23 protein-coding genes are annotated in these 23,666 nt (G+C 56.6%); 13 read left to right on the top strand and 10 right to left on the bottom strand.

Annotated features, from left to right (window positions below; all coding sequences use genetic code 11):
- Positions 1-12 precede the first annotated feature (12 nt).
- The 4 genes from F3J30_RS18900 to F3J30_RS18885 all read left to right on the top strand — a co-directional run bounded on the left by F3J30_RS18900 (position 13) and on the right by F3J30_RS18885 (position 3,731).
- Positions 13-1,635, top strand: coding sequence for an alpha-glucoside-specific PTS transporter subunit IIBC (locus F3J30_RS18900; protein ID WP_166718209.1), 1,623 nt, complete (start codon positions 13-15; stop codon positions 1,633-1,635).
- Positions 1,632-2,954, top strand: coding sequence for a 6-phospho-alpha-glucosidase (locus F3J30_RS18895; RefSeq protein WP_166718208.1), 1,323 nt, complete (start codon positions 1,632-1,634; stop codon positions 2,952-2,954). The genes F3J30_RS18900 and F3J30_RS18895 overlap by 4 nt, the downstream gene beginning before the upstream one ends.
- A gap of 92 nt (positions 2,955-3,046) precedes the next feature.
- The gene (locus F3J30_RS18890) at positions 3,047-3,394 is read left to right on the top strand and encodes a YidH family protein (protein ID WP_014068263.1); all 348 of its coding nucleotides are present in this window, start codon (positions 3,047-3,049) and stop codon (positions 3,392-3,394) included.
- On the top strand, positions 3,384-3,731 hold the full coding sequence (locus F3J30_RS18885; protein WP_166718207.1) for a DUF202 domain-containing protein: 348 nt from the start codon (positions 3,384-3,386) through the stop codon (positions 3,729-3,731). Before F3J30_RS18890 ends, F3J30_RS18885 begins: the two co-directional genes overlap by 11 nt.
- Before the next feature lie 45 nt (positions 3,732-3,776).
- On the opposite strand, the gene dsdA is transcribed toward F3J30_RS18885, so the two are convergent.
- Together dsdA and dsdX are read right to left on the bottom strand one after the other, a co-directional pair.
- The gene (gene dsdA / locus F3J30_RS18880) at positions 3,777-5,057 is read right to left on the bottom strand and encodes a D-serine ammonia-lyase (RefSeq protein WP_166718206.1); all 1,281 of its coding nucleotides are present in this window, start codon (positions 5,055-5,057) and stop codon (positions 3,777-3,779) included.
- Positions 5,058-5,074: 17 nt separating this feature from the next.
- Entirely contained in the window at positions 5,075-6,412 is a 1,338-nt protein-coding gene (gene dsdX / locus F3J30_RS18875) for a D-serine transporter DsdX (RefSeq protein ID WP_166718205.1), read from the bottom strand.
- Between the two features lie 204 nt (positions 6,413-6,616).
- Here dsdX and dsdC point away from each other — a divergent pair, with 204 nt between their 5' ends.
- Both dsdC and F3J30_RS18865 read left to right on the top strand, forming a co-directional pair.
- Positions 6,617-7,543: a DNA-binding transcriptional regulator DsdC gene (gene dsdC, locus F3J30_RS18870; RefSeq protein WP_166718238.1), complete on the top strand. Its 927-nt coding sequence runs from the start codon at positions 6,617-6,619 to the stop codon at positions 7,541-7,543.
- Positions 7,544-7,629: 86 nt separating this feature from the next.
- Entirely contained in the window at positions 7,630-8,718 is a 1,089-nt protein-coding gene (locus tag F3J30_RS18865; RefSeq protein WP_166718204.1) for a cellulase family glycosylhydrolase, read from the top strand.
- Here F3J30_RS18865 and emrD read toward each other — a convergent pair.
- From emrD to F3J30_RS18825, 8 genes are all read right to left on the bottom strand, one after another.
- Positions 8,621-9,805: a multidrug efflux MFS transporter EmrD gene (emrD, locus tag F3J30_RS18860; protein WP_166718203.1), complete on the bottom strand. Its 1,185-nt coding sequence runs from the start codon at positions 9,803-9,805 to the stop codon at positions 8,621-8,623. The genes F3J30_RS18865 and emrD overlap by 98 nt on opposite strands.
- Before the next feature lie 175 nt (positions 9,806-9,980).
- Positions 9,981-10,814, bottom strand: a complete 834-nt coding sequence (locus F3J30_RS18855) for an EamA family transporter (RefSeq protein WP_166718202.1) — start codon at positions 10,812-10,814, stop codon at positions 9,981-9,983.
- A 62-nt stretch (positions 10,815-10,876) separates the two neighbouring features.
- Positions 10,877-11,323 (bottom strand): GNAT family N-acetyltransferase, encoded by a 447-nt coding sequence (locus F3J30_RS18850; RefSeq protein ID WP_166718201.1) that lies wholly within the window; start codon positions 11,321-11,323, stop codon positions 10,877-10,879.
- Between the two features lie 64 nt (positions 11,324-11,387).
- Positions 11,388-11,477 carry a type I toxin-antitoxin system toxin TisB gene (gene tisB, locus F3J30_RS18845; RefSeq protein WP_166718200.1) on the bottom strand — a complete coding sequence of 30 codons (90 nt, stop codon included), beginning with the start codon at positions 11,475-11,477 and terminating at the stop codon, positions 11,388-11,390.
- A gap of 426 nt (positions 11,478-11,903) precedes the next feature.
- Positions 11,904-12,515 (bottom strand): DUF3304 domain-containing protein, encoded by a 612-nt coding sequence (locus F3J30_RS18840; RefSeq protein ID WP_166718199.1) that lies wholly within the window; start codon positions 12,513-12,515, stop codon positions 11,904-11,906.
- Positions 12,516-12,548: 33 nt separating this feature from the next.
- Positions 12,549-14,954, bottom strand: coding sequence for a DUF2235 domain-containing protein (locus tag F3J30_RS18835; RefSeq protein ID WP_166718198.1), 2,406 nt, complete (start codon positions 14,952-14,954; stop codon positions 12,549-12,551).
- Entirely contained in the window at positions 14,942-15,541 is a 600-nt protein-coding gene (locus tag F3J30_RS18830; RefSeq protein ID WP_166718197.1) for a DUF3304 domain-containing protein, read from the bottom strand. Before F3J30_RS18830 ends, F3J30_RS18835 begins: the two co-directional genes overlap by 13 nt.
- On the bottom strand, positions 15,529-16,125 hold the full coding sequence (locus tag F3J30_RS18825; RefSeq protein WP_166718196.1) for a DUF3304 domain-containing protein: 597 nt from the start codon (positions 16,123-16,125) through the stop codon (positions 15,529-15,531). Before F3J30_RS18825 ends, F3J30_RS18830 begins: the two co-directional genes overlap by 13 nt.
- A gap of 286 nt (positions 16,126-16,411) precedes the next feature.
- On the opposite strand from F3J30_RS18825, the gene ivbL reads away from it, so the two are divergent.
- The 7 genes from ivbL to uhpT all read left to right on the top strand — a co-directional run bounded on the left by ivbL (position 16,412) and on the right by uhpT (position 23,631).
- Entirely contained in the window at positions 16,412-16,510 is a 99-nt protein-coding gene (ivbL, locus tag F3J30_RS18820; RefSeq protein ID WP_166718195.1) for an ilvB operon leader peptide IvbL, read from the top strand.
- 105 nt (positions 16,511-16,615) lie between these two features.
- Positions 16,616-18,304, top strand: coding sequence for an acetolactate synthase large subunit (gene ilvB, locus F3J30_RS18815; RefSeq protein ID WP_166718194.1), 1,689 nt, complete (start codon positions 16,616-16,618; stop codon positions 18,302-18,304).
- Between the two features lie 3 nt (positions 18,305-18,307).
- Entirely contained in the window at positions 18,308-18,595 is a 288-nt protein-coding gene (gene ilvN / locus F3J30_RS18810) for an acetolactate synthase small subunit (RefSeq protein WP_010426528.1), read from the top strand.
- Positions 18,596-18,672: 77 nt separating this feature from the next.
- Entirely contained in the window at positions 18,673-19,266 is a 594-nt protein-coding gene (gene uhpA / locus F3J30_RS18805) for a transcriptional regulator UhpA (protein ID WP_014068278.1), read from the top strand.
- On the top strand, positions 19,263-20,762 hold the full coding sequence (gene uhpB / locus F3J30_RS18800) for a signal transduction histidine-protein kinase/phosphatase UhpB (protein ID WP_014068279.1): 1,500 nt from the start codon (positions 19,263-19,265) through the stop codon (positions 20,760-20,762). Before uhpA ends, uhpB begins: the two co-directional genes overlap by 4 nt.
- Positions 20,763-20,771: 9 nt before the next feature.
- On the top strand, positions 20,772-22,091 hold the full coding sequence (locus tag F3J30_RS18795) for an MFS transporter (RefSeq protein WP_166718193.1): 1,320 nt from the start codon (positions 20,772-20,774) through the stop codon (positions 22,089-22,091).
- Positions 22,092-22,233: 142 nt separating this feature from the next.
- Positions 22,234-23,631: a hexose-6-phosphate:phosphate antiporter gene (gene uhpT, locus F3J30_RS18790; RefSeq protein WP_014068281.1), complete on the top strand. Its 1,398-nt coding sequence runs from the start codon at positions 22,234-22,236 to the stop codon at positions 23,629-23,631.
- The last annotated feature ends 35 nt before the right edge of the window (positions 23,632-23,666 follow it).

The raw sequence follows: 23,666 nt of genomic DNA, 5'->3' as shown, positions 1-23,666 counted from the left end.
GAGGATTTAAAAATGCTCAGTCAAATACAACGTTTTGGCGGTGCCATGTTTACCCCGGTGTTGTTGTTTCCGTTTGCCGGGATAGTGGTTGGGATCGCCATCATGCTGCGCAACCCGCTTTTCGTGGGTGAAGCGCTCACTGCTCCGGATAATTTATTTGCGCAAATCGTTCACATCATTGAAGAAGGCGGCTGGGCGGTGTTTCGCAACATGCCGCTGATTTTCGCCGTAGGTTTACCCATTGGGCTGGCAAAACAGGCGCAAGGTCGTGCTTGTCTTGCGGTGCTGATTAGCTTCCTGACCTGGAACTATTTCATCAATGCGATGGGGATGACCTGGGGCCATTTCTTTGGCGTCGATTTCTCCGCTGAACCCACCGCGGGCAGCGGGCTGGCAATGATTGCCGGGATCAAAACCCTGGATACCAGCATTATCGGGGCGATTGTTATTTCGGGCATCGTCACCGCCATCCATAACCGCTATTTCGACAAACCCCTGCCAGTGTTTCTGGGGATTTTCCAGGGTACATCGTTTGTCGTCATCCTCGCATTTTTCGTGATGATCCCCTGCGCCTGGCTGACGCTGTTAGGCTGGCCAAAAGTGCAGATGGGCATTGAATCCTTACAGGCCTTTTTACGCTCTGCCGGGGCGCTGGGCGTGTGGGTTTATACCTTTCTGGAACGCATTCTGATCCCAACCGGCCTGCACCACTTTGTCTACGGACCGTTTATCTTCGGCCCAGCGGCGGTGGAAGGCGGCATTCAGGTGTACTGGGCGCAGCATTTACAGGAATTCAGTCAGAGCACGCTGCCACTGAAAACCCTGTTCCCGGAAGGCGGCTTCGCGCTGCACGGCAACTCGAAAGTGTTCGGCTCCGTCGGGATTGCGCTGGCGCTCTGGTACACCGCCTCGCCTGAAAACCGCGTCAAGGTGGCAGGGCTGCTGATCCCGGCAACGCTTACCGCCATGCTGGTGGGCATTACCGAACCGCTTGAGTTCACCTTCCTGTTTATTTCGCCGCTGCTGTTTGCCGTCCACGCCGTGCTGGCGGCAACGATGGCGACGGTGATGTACGTCTTTGGTGTGGTGGGCAACATGGGGGGCGGGCTGCTTGACCAGTTCTTGCCGCAAAACTGGATCCCGATGTTCCACAACCACGCATCCACGATGTTCACCCAGATAGGCATTGGTATCTGCTTCACCGGTATCTACTTCGTGGTCTTCAAAACGTTGATTGAGCGGCTGAACCTCAAAACCCCGGGCCGCGAAGAGAGCGAAATCAAACTCTACAGCAAGGCCGATTACCAGGCCGCTCGCGGGCAAACCACCGCACCGGCAGCGGCAAGCCAGCAGGTTGGGCAGGCAGCCGGGTTCCTGCAAGCGCTCGGCGGCGCCGGCAATATCGAAAGCGTGAATAACTGCGCCACCCGCTTACGTATCACGCTGGTGGATATGGCACAGACCCAAAGCGACGACGTCTTTAAAGCCCTGGGCGCACACGGTGTGGTGCGACGCGGCAACGGCATTCAGGTGATTGTCGGACTGCACGTTCCCCAGGTGCGCGACCAGCTTGAATCGCTGATGAAAACCCCTTTAACGAACGAACAAACCACCCTGACGGAGGCTGTATCATGAAAAAATTCTCAGTTGTCATTGCAGGCGGCGGCAGTACCTTTACCCCGGGTATCGTCCTGATGTTGTTAGCCAACCGTGACCGTTTCCCGCTGCGCGCCCTGAAGTTCTATGACAACGACGGCGCACGCCAGGAAACCATCGCTGAGGCGTGCAAAATTATCCTCAAAGAGCAGGCCCCGGACATCGAATTTAGCTACACCACCGATCCAAAAGCGGCCTTTACCGATGTGGATTTCGTGATGGCACATATCCGCGTGGGTAAATACCCGATGCGCGAAAAAGACGAGAAAATCCCGCTGCGCCACGGCGTGCTGGGTCAGGAAACCTGCGGCCCGGGCGGGATCTCTTACGGGATGCGCTCTATCGGCGGTGTGCTGGAGCTGGTGGATTACATGCAACAGTACTCGCCAAATGCGTGGATGCTGAACTACTCCAACCCGGCAGCAATTGTGGCGGAAGCGACCCGTCGCCTGCGTCCGAACGCCAAAATCCTCAACATCTGCGATATGCCGATCGGTATTGAAGGGCGCATGGCGCAGATTGTTGGCCTGAAAGACCGCAAAGAGATGCGTGTGCGTTACTACGGCCTGAACCACTTCGGCTGGTGGACATCGATTGAAGATTTGAACGGCAACGATCTGATGCCAAAACTGCGCGAATATGTGGCGAAAAACGGATATGTTCCGCCTTCTGAGGACGCGCATACCGAAGCAAGCTGGAACGATACCTTTGCCAAAGCGAAAGACGTGCAGGCGCTGGATCCCGACACCATGCCGAACACCTACCTGAAGTATTACTTATTCCCGGATTACGTGGTAGCGCACTCCAACCCGGAACGCACCCGCGCGAATGAGGTGATGGATCATCGCGAGAAGCATGTGTTCAGCTCCTGCCGGGCGATTATTGAAGCCGGTAAATCTTCCGCCGGGGAGCTGGAAATCGACGAACACGCGTCTTACATCGTCGATCTGGCGACCGCGATTGCGTTTAACACCCAGGAGCGCATGTTGCTGATTGTGCCGAACAACGGCGCAATCCATAACTTTGATGCCGATGCGATGGTAGAAATTCCTTGCCTGGTGGGGCATAACGGCCCTGAACCGCTGACCGTAGGCGACATTCCGCACTTCCAGAAAGGGTTAATGAGCCAGCAGGTAGCGGTAGAAAAACTGGTGGTGGATGCCTGGGAGCAGCGCTCGTATCAGAAACTCTGGCAGGCGATCACCTTGTCGAAAACCGTGCCGAGCGCATCGGTCGCCAAAGCGATCCTCGATGACCTGATTGAGGCCAACAAAGAGTACTGGCCAGAGCTGCATTAATCTTCCTGACCGGCATCATCCGATGCCGGTTTTCTTGTCCTTGTCGATTTACGCTATGCTGAAGCCTGCCTGGAGCACGACAAGGAACCTTCATGAAAATTTCTCGCCTCGGCGAAGCCCCGGACTACCGCTTCTCGCTGGCCAATGAACGTACATTTTTAGCGTGGATACGTACTGCACTGGGCTTTCTCGCTGCGGGTGTCGGCCTTGACCAGCTGGCCCCGGATTTTGCGACCCCGTTGATCCGCGAAGTGTTGGCCCTGCTGCTGTGCCTGTTTGCGGGCGTGCTGGCGATTTACGGCTACCTGCGCTGGTTACGTAACGAAAAGGCGATGCGCCTGAAGCAGGATCTGCCCTACACGCGCGGGTTATTAATTATCAGCGCGATACTGTTGACGGTGGCAGGAGTGGTGATGGTGCTGGTGTTCTATGGCGGATAGCCGCAAAGCGCGCCGCGAAGCCGATCCCGGCTTGCAGCCGGAACGAACCTCGCTGGCCTGGCTACGTACGCTACTGGGATATGGCGCGCTGATCGCGCTGGCTATTAAACACAACTGGCATCGCACAGGCGCGCCGTTCTGGGTTTCTCTTGTTGTGCTGGCGTTGGTGGCGATCATTTTGTGGCGTTATACCCGCAGCCGTAACCTGATGGATGTTGCTCAGGACGACTTTGTACAACCAAAAGCGGTGCGGGATAAGTTTCTGATCGCGCTGGCCGTGTTGTCACTGGCTTTGCTGTTTGCCGTCACCCATATTCAGCAGATCCTGAATCTGTAAAAAAAATCGATCCCTCTCCCACAGGAGAGGGATACACAAAACCCCTTAACGGCCCTTCGCCAGATACTTCGCCATTTCGTCTTCCGGCACCATACCGCCGCCGGTCGCCCATACGAGGTGGGTGGCGTTGGCCTGGACGCGCACCGGCCCGGCCATACCCGCCAGCGCCGAGGGCTCCAGACGAATACCTTCTTCCTGCGCCAGCCAGCCGAGCATGTCATACATGCTCTGATCGCTTAAGGTATAGAATCCGTCGAGCAAGCGCTCCATCGCCCGGCCTACGAAACCAGACGCACGACCTACCGCCAGCCCATCGGCTGCCGTTACGTTGTCGATCCCCAGATCCTGCACCGCAATCTCGTCGTGCAGGCCCGTGTAGACGCCCAACAGCATACAAGGGGAGTGGGTTGGCTCGGCAAAGAAACAGTGAACGTTGTCGCCGAAGGCCAGCTTCAGACCAAACGCCACACCGCCAGGACCACCGCCCACACCACATGGCAGGTAGACGTACAGCGGGTGCTGCGCATCCACCACACGGCCCTGTGCGGCAAACTGTGCTTTCAGACGTTCGCCCGCCACCGCGTAACCCAGGAACAGCGTGCGGGAGTTTTCATCGTCGATGAAGAAGCAGTTCGGATCGCTCTCCGCTGCTTTGCGCCCTTGCTCCACCGCCACGCCGTAATCCTGCTCGTATTCGACGACAATCACGCCGTGGCTGCGCAGTTTGGCTTTTTTCCATTCACGGGCGTCGGCAGACATATGCACCGTGACCTTAAAACCGATCCGCGCACTCATGATCCCGATAGACATCCCCAGGTTGCCGGTCGACCCTACCGCAATGCTGTACTGACTGAAAAAGTCCTTAAAGCGTGGCTCCAGCAGGATACTGTAATCGTCATCAACGCTGAGCAGGCCCGCCGCCAGCGCCAGTTTTTCCGCGTGAGTCAGCACCTCATAGATACCGCCGCGCGCTTTAATCGAGCCGGAAATTGGCAGGTGGCTGTCTTTTTTCAGCAACAGCGTGCCGGGGATCGTGGTGCCGAACTCTTTCTCCAGCCGCTTGTGCATGGCCGGAATGGCCACCAGTTCAGATTCAATAATCCCGTGGGTGGCGGCCGTTTCCGGGAATGCTTTCGCCAGATACGGCGCGAAGCGGTTTAGCCGTGCATGAGCGTCGTCCACGTCGGCTTTGGTCAGCCCGACATACGGCAACCCTTCTTCAAGCGAGGTGGTACGCGGGTTAAACCAGGTGGTTTCTTTCAGGGCAACCAGATCCTCAACCAGAGGGAACTGTGCGATTAGCGTGGTGATAGTTGCGTTTTCCATAATAAATCTCTTCGCGCTCAGATAATGAAAGAAAGCAGGAATGTGCCGCCAAGTGCAAGCACCGAGGCGATAAAGGTCGCCGTCGTATAGTATTTGAACGTCTCATTCAGGGTCGCGCCGCAGTATTGCTTCACAAGCCAGAAGAGGGAATCGGTCACGATCGTGCAGCCAATGGCGCCAGAGCCGATGGCAATGGTAATGATTTCCGGGCTGACGTTCGGATACAGCGGTAGCATCGGGGCCACGATGGCAGTTGCGCCCATCATCGCGACGGTGGCTGAGCCTACCGCAGCGTGCAGAACTAACGCCACCAGCCAGGCGAGCAGGATCGGATGCATATGCAGGTTCGACAGGATTTGCGCCAGCGTATCGGCCAGCCCGCTGGTTTTGAGGATAGCGTTAAACGCCCCGCCCGCACCGATGATCAGCAGAATGTTAGCGATAGAGCCAAAGCCGTGTTCAGTATGGGTGAGCATAGTGCCCATCCCCATATGCTGGCGCAGCCCAAGCAGGTAGTAGGCAACAAACACGGCGATAAACATCGCGGTGATCGGGTTGCCAATAAATTCCAGTACCGTGTACAGCGTGCCTGTTTTCGCCATGTTCAGCTCGGCGATGGTTTTCACCAGCATCAGGCCAATGGGCAGTAGCACCGTGAACAGCGTTGCCCCAAGTGACGGCAGCGTGTGTTCTTCCCGAACTTTCAGGTCAGAGAACTCTGCCGGAACCGGTTTGAACGGCAGGCGATTACCGAGCAGTTTCAGAAACAGCGGGCCGCCTACCAGCGAGGCCATCAGGCCAACCAGTAAGCCGTAAACGATAACTGTCCCTACATCGGCACCCAGTTTGTTGGTGACGAACAGCGCCGCCGGGTGCGGAGGCACCACGCAGTGCACGGCCATCAGCGCAGTACAGAGTGGGATCGCCAGCTTCAGTAACGAGGTCTGGGTTTTTTTGGCAATCGAGAAAGCCAGCGGGATCAGTAATACCACACCCACTTCCACAAACAGCGTGATGCCACAAATCATCCCCACCAGCACCATAATCACATCAGCAGATAACCAGCGGCAGCGCTGAAGCGTGATGCCGATACGCTCCGCCGCGCCGGACACTTCCATCATCTTGCCGAGGATTGTCCCCAGGCCAATCACCGCAGCCAGGAAGCCCAGCGTGCCGCCAATCCCGCTCTCAATGGCATTCACCATATCCAGCGGGCCCATCCCCATCATGGCACCGACGAAAAAGCTCGCCAGCAGTAGCGCCAGGAACGGGTGAAACTTCAGTTTTACGATGGTTAATACAATCAACACGATGCTGATGAGCAGCGTCGCCACAACCCAGACCTGAGATCCCATATCTCACCTCACCCTTAAGTAATCTGCGGGTATTGGACGAAAAAACGGCATGGGCTGACAAACGATATAAATTGCCTTTCAGATGAGTCAGATTGAATCAAGTAAGTGACTAATCTCTAAAAAGCACACTTATTTTGTGTTTGGTTCACATAAATTCATCTCTGAAAGGTATTCTGGGCACATAAAACGAGAGTGAGAATGGCGATGAATGATGCAAATGAGGCCAGAAACCGCCTGTTAAATGGCTGGCAGTTGTCAAAAATGTACACCTTTGAAGTGGCGGCACGGCACGAATCCTTTGCGCTGGCGGCGGAGGAACTCTCGCTCAGTCCCAGTGCGGTCAGTCACCGCATCAACCTGCTGGAAGAGGAGTTGGGCATTCAGCTGTTTGTGCGCTCGCACCGCAAAGTGGAGCTGACCCAGGAAGGGAAACGCGTGTACTGGACGTTAAAATCGTCGCTGGACACCCTGAATCAGGAGATCCTGGATATTAAAAACCAGGAACTGTCCGGCACCCTGACGGTTTACTCTCGTCCGTCGATTGCCCAGTGCTGGCTGGTGCCGATGCTGGGGGACTTCACCCGCCGGTATCCGTCGATCTCGCTGACCATTCTGACCGGCAATGATTATGTAAATATGCAGCGAACGGGTGTCGATCTGGCGCTCTATTTCGACGATACGCCGCCAAATCATCTGTCTCACCACTTTCTGATGGATGAGGCTATCCTGCCGGTGTGTTCCCCGGAATATGCTCAACAACATGCGCTACTTCAGAACCCGGATAACCTTCGACACTGCACTTTGCTGCACGACCGCCAGGCCTGGAGCAATGACTCCGGCACCGACGAGTGGTTTAGCTGGGCGCAGCACTTTGCAGTCAATATGCCGCCATCATCGGGAATTGGCTTCGATCGTTCTGACTTAGCCATTATTGCCGCCATGAATCACGTGGGGGTGGCAATGGGGCGTAAACGGCTGGTGCAAAAGCGCCTTGAACGCGGAGAGCTGATAGCCCCCTTTGGCGAGAAAACGCTGAAATGCCATCAGCACTATTATGTTTCCACCCCGTCCGGGCGGCAGTGGCCAAAAATTGATGCCTTTATCAGCTGGCTGAAGGCGATGGCACAGTGAAGATTTATTACGCTTTGGCTCTACACGAAATGTGAAAAAGCGTGCTAAATACAAGTTATTGCTTTTGATTTCTCGCAAGGTACAACGTGTTTAAGCCTCTCATTGCCACTGCGTTATTGCTAACTTCCGGCTGGGCCATCGCCGCTGAGCCGCCGCTGACGGCTGCACTTTACGCGCAGCAGCTTGGCGTGGGTATTGATGTCGACTGGGCGCGCACCGAACGCGGCATCCGGGAATTCGATCCACTGGTGGTTCGTGATTTTCGCGCCAAAGGGTTAACGCATGTGCGTATTCGCGTGGCGGATGAACCCACCGAAGCGCGGCTCATTCATCTGCGTAAACTGGTAGAGGCGTGCGAGCAATACGGGGTGATCCCCATCATCTCTTATCAGGCTGACGAATATAAAAACGACCCGAAAGCGGATAATGAAAAAGAGGTGATCAACTGGTGGATTGCGGTGGCGCACTATTTTGGCCAAAGCTCACCGCTACTTGGGTTTGATCTGATCTATGAGCCTGCGGATAAGCTTAACCATAACCAGGCTTCGCTGAACCGGGTGTACGAGAAAACGATCAAAGTCATTCACAGCATTGATGCGAATCGCATGATTTTTATCGCGCCACGTCTGCGCGCCGCGCCGGAAGATTTATCCAGCATGAAGCTGCCTGCACATAGCCAAAACTATCTGCTGGCCGAGTGGCATATCTTCCCGTGGGGGCCGCTGAAAAATAACGGCAAATACCCGTGGACGTCCGGTACGGCGGCCGAAAAAGCGGCCATTCACAACCGGATTAACATCGCGCTGCACTGGCAGCAAAAAACCGGACATGTCAGCTGGGTGGGCGGATGGGGAGTGGGCGAATCAAGCCGGTTGACGCCAACGGCGTCGCAGCTGGCGTTTGCCACGTTTATGGCCTGTGAACTGCAAAAGGCGAAAATCCCGTATGCCATTAACGCCGATTTCCAGTTTTATGACGGGGAAGAAGGGGCCTGGCGGCCTGCGCCAGAGCCCTTATTGCAGACCATGATTACACCTGAGTGTGAAAAGCCCGTCGAAAAGCCGGGCCATCATGCGGTTAAACCGGTTGCTCATGATGCGGGACACGGGACGCCAGCGGCAGCCAGCACAGTAAAATCAGCAGCCCCATCAGCGTCATCAGCAAACCCAAACTAGCCTGACCGGTTTGTGGCAACAGCGCAGAAAGCCAGGCCAGCGCCCCGGAACCGATATTCTGCAAACCACCCACCAGTGCGCCCGCCGTGCCTGCGAGGAACGGGAACGGCTCCATTGCGCCACTGGTGGCGAGCGGGAACAGCATCCCTGCACCGAAGAAGAACAGCGCCGCCGGGATAAGCAGCGTCCAGACGGTCATCACGCCGAACAACCCTGGGATCCACATCATCACGCCCGCCAGCAGGCAGCTAATCACTGACTGCCACATCAGCGTGGAGAAACGTTTGTTCGGGCGCCCGGCAAACCATGCGCCGAAAAACGCCGCCGGAATAGGCAGGATAAACAGGATACTCACCACCATACTGCTGAGGCCAAGCCCTGCGCCTAACAGCACGCCGGAGCAGGCTTCAAACACGGCAATCCCCGCCAGGCCGCCGATCAACATCAACAGGTAGCAGGTGAACGCCCCGTTGCCGAACAGCGTTTTATAGCTGGTGATAAGTTTGGTGCGCGGTGCATCGGTAGGGCGCGTTTCCGGCATCCAGCGCGCCATGCTGAAGGTCACAATCACACACAGCACCAGCAGGAAGGCGTAGCAGGCACGCCACGACCACATCGTATCCAGCAGGCCGCCAATCAGCGGGGCCAGCAGCGGACTCACCAGAATGCCCATATTCAGCAGACTGTTGGCATGGCGAAGCTGGGTGCCCTGATACAGGTCGCGTGGCAAGGTACGCGCCATCACCCCGCCAACGCCGGTCCCAACGCCTTGCAGAGCGCTGGCGGCAATTAGTACCGTCAGGCTATGGGTGGTAATGGCAATCACCGTTGCCGCCATGAAAATACACATCCCCACCAGAATCACCGGGCGACGCCCGACGCGATCGGACAGCGGGCCGTAGAACAGCTGAGAGACGCCATAGGTCAGCAGATAAGCGGCCATAACGCTCTGCACTGCGCCCTCGCGGACGTTCAGTTCCTTTGCCATGTCGGCGATCGCCGGAATGTAGATGGTTTGCGCCATCTGACCGACGGCCACCAGTAACACCAGCATCAACAATAAGTTAACGTTCCTTTGTTTTTTCATGTCGCTGAATACTTTTGCCAAAAGAGAGAAATAAAGAATAAGTGACTACGCATTCCCATAAATGCGCGAGGAATCTACCACAATGAGATGACAAATTAAGCATTGCTGTGATGAATGGAAGAAGACACTTAGGCAGGTTTTGTAAACAAGATTGGCAACTAATGTTGCCAGCGATTTAGGCCAGTCGAAGCAGGATCGCCCCGCCGGCAATACCCAGCGCCGCGGCAATGCGCAGGCCAGCAACGTTTTCTTTTAGAAGGAGAAACGCGATCAGTGCACCAAAGAGAATGGAGGTTTCCCGTAGTGCTGCCACCACGGCCAATGGTGCTTGAGTCATCGCCCATAATGCCAGGCCGTAAGAACCCATCGTCCCGATGCCACCGAGCAGGCCTTTTTTCCAGTGCAGGCGCAGATAGCTGGAAGCTTCGCGACGGCGCGCCACCATTGCCCAGCTCAGCAGGCAAAAACCGTTCATAAAGAATGTCCACAGCGTATAACCCAGCGCCGTTTCCGATAAACGCACCCCGGTGCCGTCCACGAGGGTATACCCCGCGATAAAGCAGGCGTTCAATAGCGCAAACGTGATCCCCTTGCGTGATTGCATCCGCCCGTTCATCGCCATTGCCAGAATCGAAAGGCAGATCACGCCGATGCCGGACCAGGCCATCCAGGAGAGTGTATCCCCCAGAGCCAGAACGCTGACCAGCGCGACCAAAAGCGGTGCTGTGCCGCGCATCAGTGGATAGGTTTGGCTCATGTCAGAAATCTGATAGGTTTTTGCCACCAGCACCGTATACACCACCTGTAATGCACAGGAGACAATCAAAAATGGCCAACTGGCGGCAGAAGGCTGTGGTGAGAATGGCAGTAAGATCAGCGCAATAAGCGTGGCGGAGCCGCTGACGCTGATCGCAGAATAGAGTTTGTCCGTTCCGGCTTTGACAATGGCATTCCAGCTGGCATGTAGCAGTGCGGCGAACAGCAAAATGCAGAAAACGGTGATGGTCATGGTTTATCGGATGGTGAATTGTCATTCAACTGTAACATTCACCTTTTCATGCTGCCAGCCCGTTACACCGCGCAAAAAAGACGGTGCGTGACCCGTGGCTCGTCGGAAACCCGCGTAAACCCGGCATGATGGTAGAACGCATAGGCCGTTTCCGGTGCATGGGTATTGAGAAAATCAAACCAGATGCTGGCATCCACCATCACCACGGCCAGCAGCTGTTTGCCGATACCCTGACCGCGACACTTTTCGCTGATATAGAGATGGCGAATGCGTCCGGCCCGCGGCTGCTGGCTAAACGGATCGCGGTTAAGGCCGCATACGCCCACCAGTTTGCCGTTCAGAAACGCCCCCAGCAGTTTTTCACCCGGTGCGTTAAAGCGGTTTTCACCGCGCTGCCAGTTCTCTTCCAGCCTGCGTAGCATGTTGAAATTCAGCGTGATGCTTTCAGTTTTCAGGGCAATATACCCGGGTTCTTCAGGTGTAATGGGTTCAATTAACAGACGCGACATAGCATTCCCTCGTTATTAAAGAGGGGCGGTTGCCCGCCCCTCTCAGGTGCGACTTGAACCTGAATCACCGCAGGTATTTCAGGACGGCATCAAGCAGTTGCAGTGCAGCAACAATGAGTTTGAGGATAAGAACTACCATATCCACGATGCTCATACGCGTCTCCTTTTGGTAAAAAAGGAGCACGATGCTGGCGTACCTTTCCGCCGCCTGTTGCCAGCACCTGGATTGACGTAACACAGTGTGCTCACTTCAGGGGTTAAGGCACTGACGGCACCACCCGTTTCAGCCAGGACTTTATTGCGCCGGTAAAACAGCGGCCCCCTCGCGCACTGCGAACACCCTCAGTATAGATAAATACTGTATGCATGAACAGTATTTTATGGACAAAAATTACCAGAGGGTACATACTCAGATACGTCAAAATCCGTGCCTTAAATTGCGCGTTCGTCGCCGATCGCGTATACTTTTTGCGTTGACGTAACACAGTGTGTTCTGCGGTTACCAGCCGCAAACCCTGAAAAAAACCTCGCTCCGGCGGGGTTTTTTGTTTTCTGCATCAAGTGATTCGCTGCGGCGACGTTACTTTGCCAGCGTCTTGTTTGGGCATACTGTTGGCTTCTCCATTTGCACGCGTTCTTTGATGGGGTAATCCGGGTTTCCGTAGGCGGCACAGCTGGTGGTGACCTTCACCTGGTCGCAGGGCAGGAAATGCACGGTGATGCCGCAGGTTTTCTGGCCGGTGTAGTCGGGCAGGGGAATGAGCCGGGTATGTTTTTTACTGTAGGCTTTAATCTTTTCATACCACTCGTGATATTTATCGGAATATGCCTGCGCTAATTTGTATCTTTCTTCCCGGCTTTTACCTGTTAAAACAGGCCTTTCAGGCTCAGGAATTTCCGGTACATTGCTGGCAAAGGCGACACCTGTTTCCCAGTCAATCTGCACGGTCATACCGGGCTGCCAGGGGCCTTTTACGCCAAAGCAGCAACCCCCGCCGCCGCCGGAATAGGGGTTGATAATATCGAGGCCGGACTGTCCGTTAACGCTGAAGCGGTTAATGGCCCAGCTGGTGTGGTTAATGGCTTCGATGGTGCCGCCCCCGCCGGGCGGTGCGGGCTCTGTTTTTACGGGCTTGTCGCAGGCCGTCAGCAGGGAGACTGCTGCCAGACATAAAAAGGGCAAACATTTCATCGGGCATTCCTTGTCTGTGGTCATCCGCTGCGCTCAGCGTTTGTTACTGAAAAGAGATAAAACCCGGGCCTTCTGCTGCTCAACAGCCATTTCATGCACTCTCTGGCATTCAGCGAGCGCCGTTGCCGGGTAGTTAACGCACGGAATTTGCCGCGTTTTATCCTGCAGAACGCCCAGCGGATAGCCTGTTCCGGCATCTACCAGGGAAATCTTCTGTTCGACAGAAGCGGGTTCTCCGGGTGTACGGGGTTTCTCAATCATCTCAATGAGGAAATTAATCTGGTGCGTTGAGATGGGGTAGCCCAGGCCTGCCACATACCCCAGCATCGCGAGAGGCTTAACCTGCTTGCTGGTGGCCTCCCCGAAGTAAATCATGCGGTACAGAAAATAGCTTCCCCAGGGTTCGCGTGCGCCAAGCGCGCTGTGCATAAACCAGGCGCGGGAGTCATGCACCTGGTCATCAAACAGCGCTCTCACCAGCCCGGAGGGTTCACTGGCATTGTGGCGTTCACCCTGTAATGGGAACAGCGTGGCCAGATGCGCCTCTCCAGCCGCTTTGATTTTTTTATATTCAACGGGCACATCATCCTGATTAAAGGCGTACACAAATCCCCTGAAGTAATCGAGCGTGGCATAGGTAAAGCTTTTTGTATGAGTGCGGGGGATCTGCTGATAATCCTCTTTAAATTCAATGGCAGCCTCTGAAAGCTGCGTTTGTCCAAGACGGGCATCGAAGTCTTTCGGGCCTGTCGATTGCAGTACAAACTCGCCCCTCTGTTTTTTGCTGATCTCATGAATACGCACCCGCTCAATGTCTTTTTGCGTTTTGGCACGCTCCCGCTCCCGTTCGGCCCTGACGGCGGGATCGCGATCTTTATCCTGATCGTTGGCGGCGGCGTCGCGGTAAAAGTTTTGTTCACGGAAGGTGCCGTGAGCGTAGCGGCCGATTCGCCATGCGGTGATCCAGCCCGTTTGTCGCTCCAGCGCTTCAATAACGTTGATATCTGCGCGAACGGGGGAGTAGTGGGTGGTCTGTTCATCGGGAATGCCGGTTTCGCTGGGCGGCAGGTTAAGGGTGAGCTGCCGCCAGGCGTTGAAGCGCTGGATGACGGATGGGTCAACGTTAAATTCGTCGATGAGGGCTTCCGGCATAACCCTCCACCTGTCCTTTTTTAAATCATCCAGGAGTGATTTTTCTTGTATCTTAAGTGGCGCCCCAGCAGCAAAAGCGGCAGCAAACATTTCGTTTAAGCAAATCTGGGACATCAGAAAATCATCAATACCAGCATTTGCTTTTCCCTGATCGCCTGGCGGATATCCCCCGCCCACATCCGAATGCATGCCGGGATAAACCACTTCAACGGCATATTCCGGATACCGTCCGTCTGTGCGGCAGATGGAATCAAGCGGAAAGCACAGCCGCTGCTCGTGGGAGGAGACCAGGTGCACGCAGCGTTTAATCAGGGTGTTATCCGGCAGTTCCATCGTGCCGTCGGCCCAGCTCATATGGCCTTCGGCCACCGGGGCGATGTGGGCGATGCCGACGGAGGCCACCGTATCCAGCAGCCCGAGAAACTCGATGCTGACGGGGATTTCGCCGTGCTCAGTGGCCAGGCAGAAGGGAAGCAGTGCACCTGCGCCGGACGGGGAAAGCAGCTGGTTCAGCCAGTTCACAAAGGCCCGGGCAGACGCTGCGCCGCGGGAAAACCCGTAGACATACAGCTTGATGCCCAGCAGCTTTGGTTTGCCGGGCTCGGGCTGGGTTAACGCGACGTGCAGCGTCTTACCTAACCCGTTGAGCAGCCGGAAAAACGCGGTATGGCGGCGGTATTCGCCCGACACTTTTGCTTCGGTATAGGTGGTGGCCATGGACTGGACGGCGAGCCAGTTTTCGTTATCACTCAGTTTATTCAGACCGAGAGTCTGGCGCAGGGCATCAATGAGGCGCAGCAGCGCCCAGTTAATGCGCTCTTCACCACCAGTGGCATACTTGAGCCCCTCATCGCTGAAATCGAGATCCATCACCTCCGGAAAGGGCGTGCCCACGCCGGGCATATAATATTTGTAATACTGGTTGCCCGCCGAGCCCTCTTGATCAACCAGCTCCGCGGTATGGGCTCGCGAGCCGCCAGCGTAGCCCTGCCCGATGGTGGCGCGAAACAGGCGGGCGATATTGGTGGGATGGGGTGGGGTGGATTCAAAGAGGTCATGGTTCAGGTTATTGCCCGTACCGTCAAAGAACAGGCTGATATGCAGGGTCTTACAGCAGGGGTGTGCAACCCGGCGGTTAGCTGCCGCGCACAGTGCATCATGGTGCTGTATGTCCAGGCTGTCATGCTGTTTGCAGTTTTTGCCGATTATGGATTTATCCTTTGGAAGTCTTCCCCTGTCGGGAAATTCAGGGGGGAACCAGACGCTGGCAGGATTTAATTTGGACATACTGTCGGCTTCTCCATTTGCACGCGTTCTTTGATGGGGTAGTCCGGGCTGCCGTAGGCGGCACAGCTGGTGGTGACCTTTACCTGGTCGCAGGGCAGGAAATGCACGGTGATGCCGCAGGTTTTCTGGCTGGTGTAGTCGGGCAGGGGGACATTTAAAGAATGTTGTTTATTCCTCGCTTTAATGATTTTGCGCCATTCACGGCGTCGCTCGGTATATGCCTGCCATGCATTGTGTCGTTCATTGCGGTTCATTCCGGTTGTATCTGGTTCATCAGGCTCAGGAATTTCCGGCACATCGCTGGCGAAGGCGACGCCGGTTTCCCAGTCAACCTGCACGGTCATTCCGGGCTGCCAGGGGCCTTTTACGCCAAAGCAGCAACCCCCGCCGCCGCCGGAATAGGGGTTGATAATATCGAGGCCGGACTGTCCGTTAACGCTGAAGCGGTTAATGGCCCAGCTGGTGTGGTTAATGGCTTCGATGGTGCCGCCCCCGCCGGGCGGTGCGGGCTCTGTTTTGACAGGCTTGTCGCACCCGGCCAGCACCAGAATGGCTGCCAGAAGGATAATTGAGTTCATTGAGGACATACTGTCGGCTTCTCCATTTGCACGCGTTCTTTGATGGGGTAATCCGGGCTGCCGTAGGCGGCACAGCTGGTGGTGACCTTCACCTGGTCGCAGGGCAGGAAATGCACGGTGATGCCGCAGGTTTTCTGGCCGGTGTAGTCGGGCAGGGGAACGAGTCGGGTATGTTTTTTACTGAAGGCTTTAAGCTTCTCGTACCATTCTTCCTTTTTATCGGAATATGCCTGCGCTAATTTGTCTGCCTCTTTCTCACTCACTCCGCTCAGGTCAGGCCTTTCAGGCTCAGGAATTTCCGGCACATCGCTGGCGAAGGCAACGCCGGTTTCCCAGTCAACCTGCACGGTCATGCCGGGCTGCCAGGGGCCTTTTACGCCAAAGCAGCAACCCCCGCCGCCGCCGGAATAGGGGTTGATAATATCGAGGCCGGACTGTCCGTTAACGCTGAAGCGGTTAATGGCCCAACTGGTGTGGTTGATGGCTTCGATGGTGCCGCCCCCGCCGGGCGGCGTGGGCTCGGTTTTGACAGGCTTGTCGCACCCGTTTAGCAGCGTGATTGTGGCAATAAAAGCGATGAAATAGATTTTCATCTGTTTTCCCTAACGTAAATCACCGTTTTGGTGAGCACAAAGAATAACCACTTCAGTATGAGGGTTAAATGATTTCCGTGGATTTTCAGACTTTGCCAACCGTTTGGTAATCTCTTAATTTGTCAGGGCTAAACCCTTTTCCCGTCACGATGAAATTCACCAAATTACTCAACAGCCGAAACGTGATCCCTGACGCATTTTTGCGCGCATGAAAATATTTCCATTGTCACGCTGAAAAACCTGTGTTTGTATAAATTCTATCAATGATTCCAAACACAGGTCCCCAATGACTACATCCATGAACACCGCGACCCTACTAAAAACTGCGCTACCAGCCGCAGTGGTCGTCGTGCGTGTGGTGGTGGTCGTCGGCAATGCGCCGTAGGGACTGGAACAACACACGATTCCAAAACCCCGCCGGCGCAAACCGGGCGGGGTTTTTCGTTTAAACGCCTCCCGGAAAGTCGGCCCAGAAGAAAAGGACTGGAGCATGGCAATTTCGGGCACAACATCCACCAGGACGCGTTTTACTGGCGCGCAGTTAATCGTTCATTTACTGGAACGACAGGGCATCACCACAGTTGCGGGTATCCCTGGCGGGACAGTGCTGCCGCTGTATGATGCGTTAAGCCAAAGCACGCAGATCCGTCACGTACTGGCACGCCACGAGCAGGGCGCAGGTTTTATCGCCCAGGGCATGGCGCGTACGCAGGGTAAACCGGCGGTCTGTATGGCCTGTAGTGGGCCGGGTGCGACCAACCTGGTGACCGCTATCGCCGATGCGCGCCTCGACTCCATTCCGCTGATCTGCATTACCGGCCAGGTGCCGTCGTCGATGATTGGTACGGATGCGTTCCAGGAAGTGGACACCTACGGCATCTCTATCCCCATCACCAAACATAACTATTTAGTTCGCGATATCGCCGAACTTCCACAGGTTATCAGCGATGCGTTCCGCATTGCCCAGTCTGGCCGTCCAGGCCCGGTGTGGATAGACATTCCTAAGGATGTGCAAACCGCAGAGATCGACATCGACGTGCTGCCTGAACCGGGCGACCGTGCCCCTGCGCCAGAATTCAGTGCTGACAGCGTGCGTGATGCTGCGGCGATGATTAACGCTGCCAAACGCCCGGTACTCTATCTGGGGGGCGGGGCGATCAACGCCTCAGAAGAGGTGCGCCAGTTCGCTGAAAAAGCCAACCTGCCCACCACCATGACCCTGATGGCACTCGGTATGTTGCCAAAAGCGCACCCGCTGTCACTGGGGATGCTGGGAATGCACGGCGCGCGTAGCACCAACTACATTCTGCAAGAGTCTGATTTACTGATTGTTCTTGGCGCGCGTTTTGATGACCGGGCGATTGGTAAAACCGAACAGTTCTGCCCGAACGCCAAAATCATTCACGTGGATATCGACCGCGCCGAGCTTGGCAAAATCAAACAGCCGCACGTCGCGATTCAGGGTGATGTTGCCGAGGTACTGTCACAGCTGATCCCACAAACTGACGCGACAGGCCGTGAAGACTGGCGTCAGTTGGTGGCAGACCTGCAAAAAGAGTTCCCGGGAGCCATCCCGACCGAAGGCGACCCGCTCAGCCACTACGGGCTGATTAACGCCGTTGCTGCCTGCGTGGACGACAGCGCCATCATCACCACCGACGTGGGCCAGCATCAGATGTGGACTGCCCAGGCGTATCCGCTGAACCGTCCGCGCCAGTGGCTGACCTCCGGCGGCCTGGGCACCATGGGCTTTGGCCTGCCTGCGGCGGTAGGTGCGGCGCTGGCTAACCCGGATCGCAAGGTTATCTGCTTCTCCGGCGACGGCAGCCTGATGATGAACATTCAGGAAATGGCGACCGCGGCCGAAAACCAGTTAGACGTGAAAATCATTCTGATGAACAACGAAGCGCTGGGGCTGGTGCATCAGCAGCAGAGCCTGTTCTACAAGCAGGGCGTGTTTGCGGCGACCTACCCCGGTATGATCAACTTTATGCAAATTGCCGCCGGTTTTGGCCTGCATACCTGCGATCTGAATGCAGAAGAAGACGCGCACGCGGCGTTGCAGGAGGCGATTTCTCGCCCGGGCCCGGCGCTGATCCACGTGCGTATCGACGCGCAACAAAAAGTGTATCCGATGGTGCCGCCGGGTGCGGCAAATACTGAGATGGTGGGGGAATAAGCCATGCAGAAACAACATGATAACGTCATTCTGGAACTCACCGTCCGTAACCACCCTGGCGTCATGACGCACGTTTGCGGGCTGTTTGCCCGCCGCGCGTTTAACGTAGAAGGCATCCTCTGTCTGCCGATTCAGGGCAGTGAACACAGCCGCATCTGGCTGCTTGTTAACGACGATCAACGTCTGGAACAGATGATGGCGCAGATCGATAAACTGGAAGATGTGACCAAAGTGGCGCGCAACCAGTCCGATCCCACCATGTTTAACAAAATTGCGGTGTTCTTCGAATAAATCGCTCATTGCTTGAACACCCACGCGCTTATCGTTAAGGTAAGCGCGTTTTTTTATCCGCCCGCCAGGAACGCGCCATGACCACCATCGCCCTTATCGACGACCACCTGATCGTCCGCTCCGGATTTGCCCAGCTTTTGAGCCTCGAACCTGATTTTCAGGTGGTGGCTGAGTTCGGTTCTGGCCGCGAGGCGTTGGCCGGTCTGCCCGGACGCGGGGTCCAGGTCTGTATCTGCGATATCTCAATGCCGGATCTCTCCGGGCTGGAGCTGTTAACCCAGTTGCCGAAAGGGATGTCGACCATCATGCTCTCGGTACACGACAGCCCGGCGCTGGTGGAACAGGCGCTTAACGCGGGAGCGCGTGGATTCCTTTCCAAACGCTGTAGCCCGGATGAACTGATTGCCGCCGTACGCACCGTGTCGACGGGGGGCTGTTACCTTACGCCGGATATTGCCATCAAGCTGGCGGCAGGACGCCAGGATCCGCTGACCCGACGCGAACGCCAGGTGGCGGAAAAACTCGCGCAGGGGATGGCGGTCAAAGAGATCGCCGCCGAACTGGGGTTGTCACCCAAAACCGTTCACGTTCACCGCGCCAACCTGATGGAAAAACTCGGTGTCAGCAATGATGTCGAGCTGGCGCGCCGCATGTTTGATACCTGGCAATGAGTCCCGTTTTCTCGCGGCTGATTGCCGTCATCGCCAGCTTTTTTATCTTCTCTGCCGCCTGGTTTTGCCTGTGGAGCATCAGCCTGCATCTGGTTGAACGCCCGGAACTGGCGGTGCTGCTGTTCCCGTTTGGCCTGCGTCTGGGATTGATGCTGCAATGCCCGCGTGGCTACTGGCCGGTGCTGCTCGGTGCCGAGTGGCTGATGCTGGTGTGGCTGGCGCAGGAAGTGTCTCTGGCGCATCTGCCATTATTGATGACCGGAAGCCTGCTTACGCTTCTCCCGGTTGCGCTTATCTCCCGCTACCGTCATCAGCGCGACTGGCGCACGCTGCTGCGTCAGGGGGCGGCGCTGATTGCTGCCGCGCTGCTCCAGTCCCTGCCGTGGGTGGGTGAAAAAGAGATGCTCAACGCGCTGCTGCTCACCCTCACCGGCGGCCTGACGCTCGCGCCAACCTGCCTGGTTATCTGGCATTACCTCACCAGCACCGTCTGGCAGCCGCTCGGCCCGGGGCTGGTGTCTCAGCCGGTAAACTGGCGTGCGCGGCATCTCATCTGGTATCTGCTGTTGTTCGTGGTGAGCCTGTGGTTGCAGCTTGGCCTGCCTGCGGAGCTTTCACGCTTTACACCGTTTTGTCTGGCGCTGCCGATCATTGCGCTTGCCTGGCATTACGGCTGGCAGGGGGCGCTGATCGCCACGCTGATGAACGCCATTGCGCTGATTGCCAGCCAGACCTGGCACGATCATCCGGTAGATTTACTCCTTTCTCTGCTGGCGCAAAGCCTGACCGGGCTGCTGCTCGGGGCGGGCATTCAGCGCCTGCGTGAGCTGAACCAGTCGTTGCAAACCGAGCTGGCGCGCAACCGTCGTCTGGCAGAACGCCTGCTGGAAACCGAAGAGTCAGTGCGCCAGGAGGTGGCGCGTGAGCTGCACGACGACATCGGCCAGACCATCACCGCCATCCGCACCCAGGCGGGTATTGTTCAGCGCCTGGCGGCAGAAAACACAGGCGTGAAGCAGGGCGGGGCCCATATCGAACAGCTTTCTCTCGGTGTGTATGACTCGGTACGCCGCCTGCTGGGGCGGCTGCGTCCACGCCAGCTGGACGACCTTTCCCTTGAGCAGGCGGTGCGTTCCCTGATGCGCGAGATGGAGCTGGAAAGCCGCGGGATTGTCAGCCATCTCGAGTGGCACATTGATGAACCGGGGCTGAGTGAAGGCCAGCGCGTCACGCTGTTCCGCGTCTGCCAGGAAGGGCTGAATAATATCGTTAAGCACGCCAGCGCCAGCGCGGTAACCCTACAGGGCTGGCAGCAGGACGAACGCCTGATGCTGGTAATTGAAGACGATGGCTGCGGTTTGCCTCCGGGTTCAGGTCAGCAGGGTTTTGGCCTGGCGGGAATGCGCGAACGCGTAACGGCCCTCGGCGGTACATTGACCATCTCCTGCACCCACGGCACCCGCGTTAGCGTCAGCTTGCCGCTGCGTTACGCTTAAGGATTCTCCATGTTTAAAACGCCTGCCAACGCCGCCCCGATAAGCGATAAAGCGGAAATCGACGCCCGCTACCGCTACTGGCGACGCCATATCCTGGCAACCATCTGGCTCGGCTACGCGCTGTTCTACTTCACCCGCAAAAGTTTTAACGCCGCCGCACCCGAAATCCTGGCCAGTGGCGTGATGGTACGCACCGATATCGGCCTGCTAGCGACGCTGTTTTACATCACCTACGGCCTGTCGAAGTTCTTCTCCGGTATCGTCAGCGACCACTCTAACGCCCGCTATTTTATGGGCTTCGGGCTGATTGCCACCGGGGTGGTGAATATTCTGTTTGGTTTTTCCACCTCGCTGTGGGCCTTCGCGCTGCTGTGGGCGCTGAACGCCTTTTTCCAGGGCTGGGGCGCGCCGGTCTGTGCCCGCCTGCTCACCACCTGGTATTCACGCAACGAACGTGGCGGCTGGTGGGCAATCTGGAATACCGCGCATAACGTTGGCGGCGCGCTGATCCCGATCGTGGTGGGTGCCGCGGCACTGCACTACGGCTGGCGGGCAGGAATGATGATTGCGGGCGGCCTGGCAATACTTGCCGGGGTGTTCTTGTGCTGGCGCTTGCGCGACCGGCCGCAGACCGTGGGGTTACCTGCGGTGGGCGACTGGCGGCACGACGAAATGGAAATTGCCCAACAGCAGGAAGGCGCGGGCCTGACCCGCAAAGAGATCCTCACCAAATACGTGCTGAAAAACCCCTACATCTGGCTGCTGTCGCTGTGTTACGTGCTGGTCTACGTGGTGCGTGCGGCGATCAACGACTGGGGCAATCTGTACATGTCCGAGACGCTTGGCGTGGATCTGGTGACGGCTAACTCGGCTGTGACCATGTTCGAGCTGGGCGGGTTTATTGGCGCGCTGGTAGCGGGCTGGGGGTCGGACAAGCTGTTTAACGGCAACCGTGGCCCGATGAACCTGATTTTCGCCGCCGGAATTTTGCTCTCGGTGGGCTCGCTGTGGCTGATGCCATTTGCCAGCTACGTGATGCAGGCCGCGTGCTTCTTCACCACCGGTTTCTTCGTGTTTGGCCCGCAGATGCTGATCGGTATGGCCGCGGCGGAGTGCTCGCACAAAGAGGCGGCAGGCGCGGCGACGGGCTTTGTCGGGCTGTTTGCTTATCTGGGGGCATCACTTTCCGGCTGGCCGCTGGCGCGGGTGATCGACATCTGGCACTGGAGCGGTTTTTTTGCGGTGATCGCTATCGCAGCGGGGATTTCTGCCCTGCTGTTGCTGCCATTTTTAAACGCTCAGGCCCCACGCGAAACCAGTGTGATGTGATGCGCCTCACCTTTTCGCCCCGAGTGGGGCAAAACTAGGAAATTTTCCCGGTTTCACCTGGACGCTGTCTCAGGCGTCTCTCCCGACTGATTTTTACAATGCCTGCCATTCGCAGGTATAAAAATCAGCTCAGGAGCAAACCATGCTGGCCTTCTTAAACCAGGTACGTAAGCCGACCCTGGATCTGCCGCTCGATGTGCGGCGTAAAATGTGGTTCAAACCCTTCATGCAGTCCTACCTGGTGGTCTTTATTGGCTACCTGACCATGTACCTGATCCGCAAGAACTTTAACATCGCGCAGAACGACATGATCTCGACCTACGGGCTGAGCATGACGCAGCTGGGGATGATTGGCCTGGGCTTCTCCATCACCTACGGCGTGGGTAAAACGCTGGTTTCCTATTACGCCGACGGCAAAAATACCAAGCAGTTCCTGCCGTTTATGCTGATCCTCTCCGCCATCTGTATGCTCGGCTTCAGCGCCAGCATGGGCGCGGGCTCGGTCAGCTTGTTCCTGATGATTGCCTTCTACGCCCTGAGCGGTTTCTTCCAGAGTACCGGCGGGTCTTGCAGCTATTCCACCATCACCAAATGGACGCCGCGCCGTAAGCGTGGGTCGTATCTTGGCATGTGGAACATCTCCCACAACCTCGGTGGTGCGGGTGCGGCCGGCGTGGCGCTGTTCGGTGCTAACTATCTGTTCGACGGCCACGTGATCGGTATGTTTATCTTCCCGTCGATTATCGCCCTGATCGTTGGTTTTATCGGCCTGCGCTTTGGTAGCGACTCCCCGGAATCTTACGGTCTGGGCAAAGCTGAGGAGCTGTTTGGCGAGGAGATCAGCGAAGAGGACAAAGAAACCGAAGAAAACGAGATGACCAAATGGCAGATCTTTGTTGAGTACGTGCTGAAAAACAAAGTGATCTGGCTGTTATGTTTCTCGAACATCTTCCTGTACGTGGTGCGTATCGGCATCGACCAGTGGTCTACCGTGTATGCCTTCCAGGAGCTGAAGCTGTCCAAAGAAGTCGCGATCCAGGGCTTCACCCTGTTTGAAGTGGGCGCGCTGGTCGGCACGCTGCTGTGGGGCTGGCTTTCTGACCTTGCCAACGGACGTCGTGCGCTGGTGGCCTGCGTGGCGCTGGCCCTGATCATTGCGACCCTCGGTGTTTATCAACATGCCAGCAACCAGTACGTTTACCTCGCCTCGCTGTTCGCGCTTGGTTTCCTGGTGTTTGGCCCGCAGCTGCTGATCGGCGTAGCCGCCGTGGGCTTCGTACCGAAAAAAGCGATCGGCGCTGCCGATGGGATTAAGGGCACCTTCGCGTATCTGATTGGTGACAGCTTCGCCAAGCTCGGTCTGGGGATGATCGCCGACGGCACACCGATTTTCGGCCTCACCGGCTGGGCTGGCACCTTCGCCGCGCTGGATGCCGCAGCCATCGGCTGTATCGTCCTGATGGCGATGGTCGCGGTGCTGGAAGAACGTAAAATTCGCCGCGAAAACCGCGCGCAGAAGCAGAAATTGAAAGCAGCCTGAGTGTGCAGGTAACTTTTTGCCCGGTGTGATGCCGG

This window comes from Enterobacter sp. Tr-810 (assembly GCF_011752765.1).
Taxonomy (GTDB): Bacteria; Pseudomonadota; Gammaproteobacteria; order Enterobacterales; family Enterobacteriaceae; genus Enterobacter; species Enterobacter soli.
Note: the sequence above shows the minus strand (reverse complement) of the source record. Positions and strands in the feature narration are given on the sequence as shown.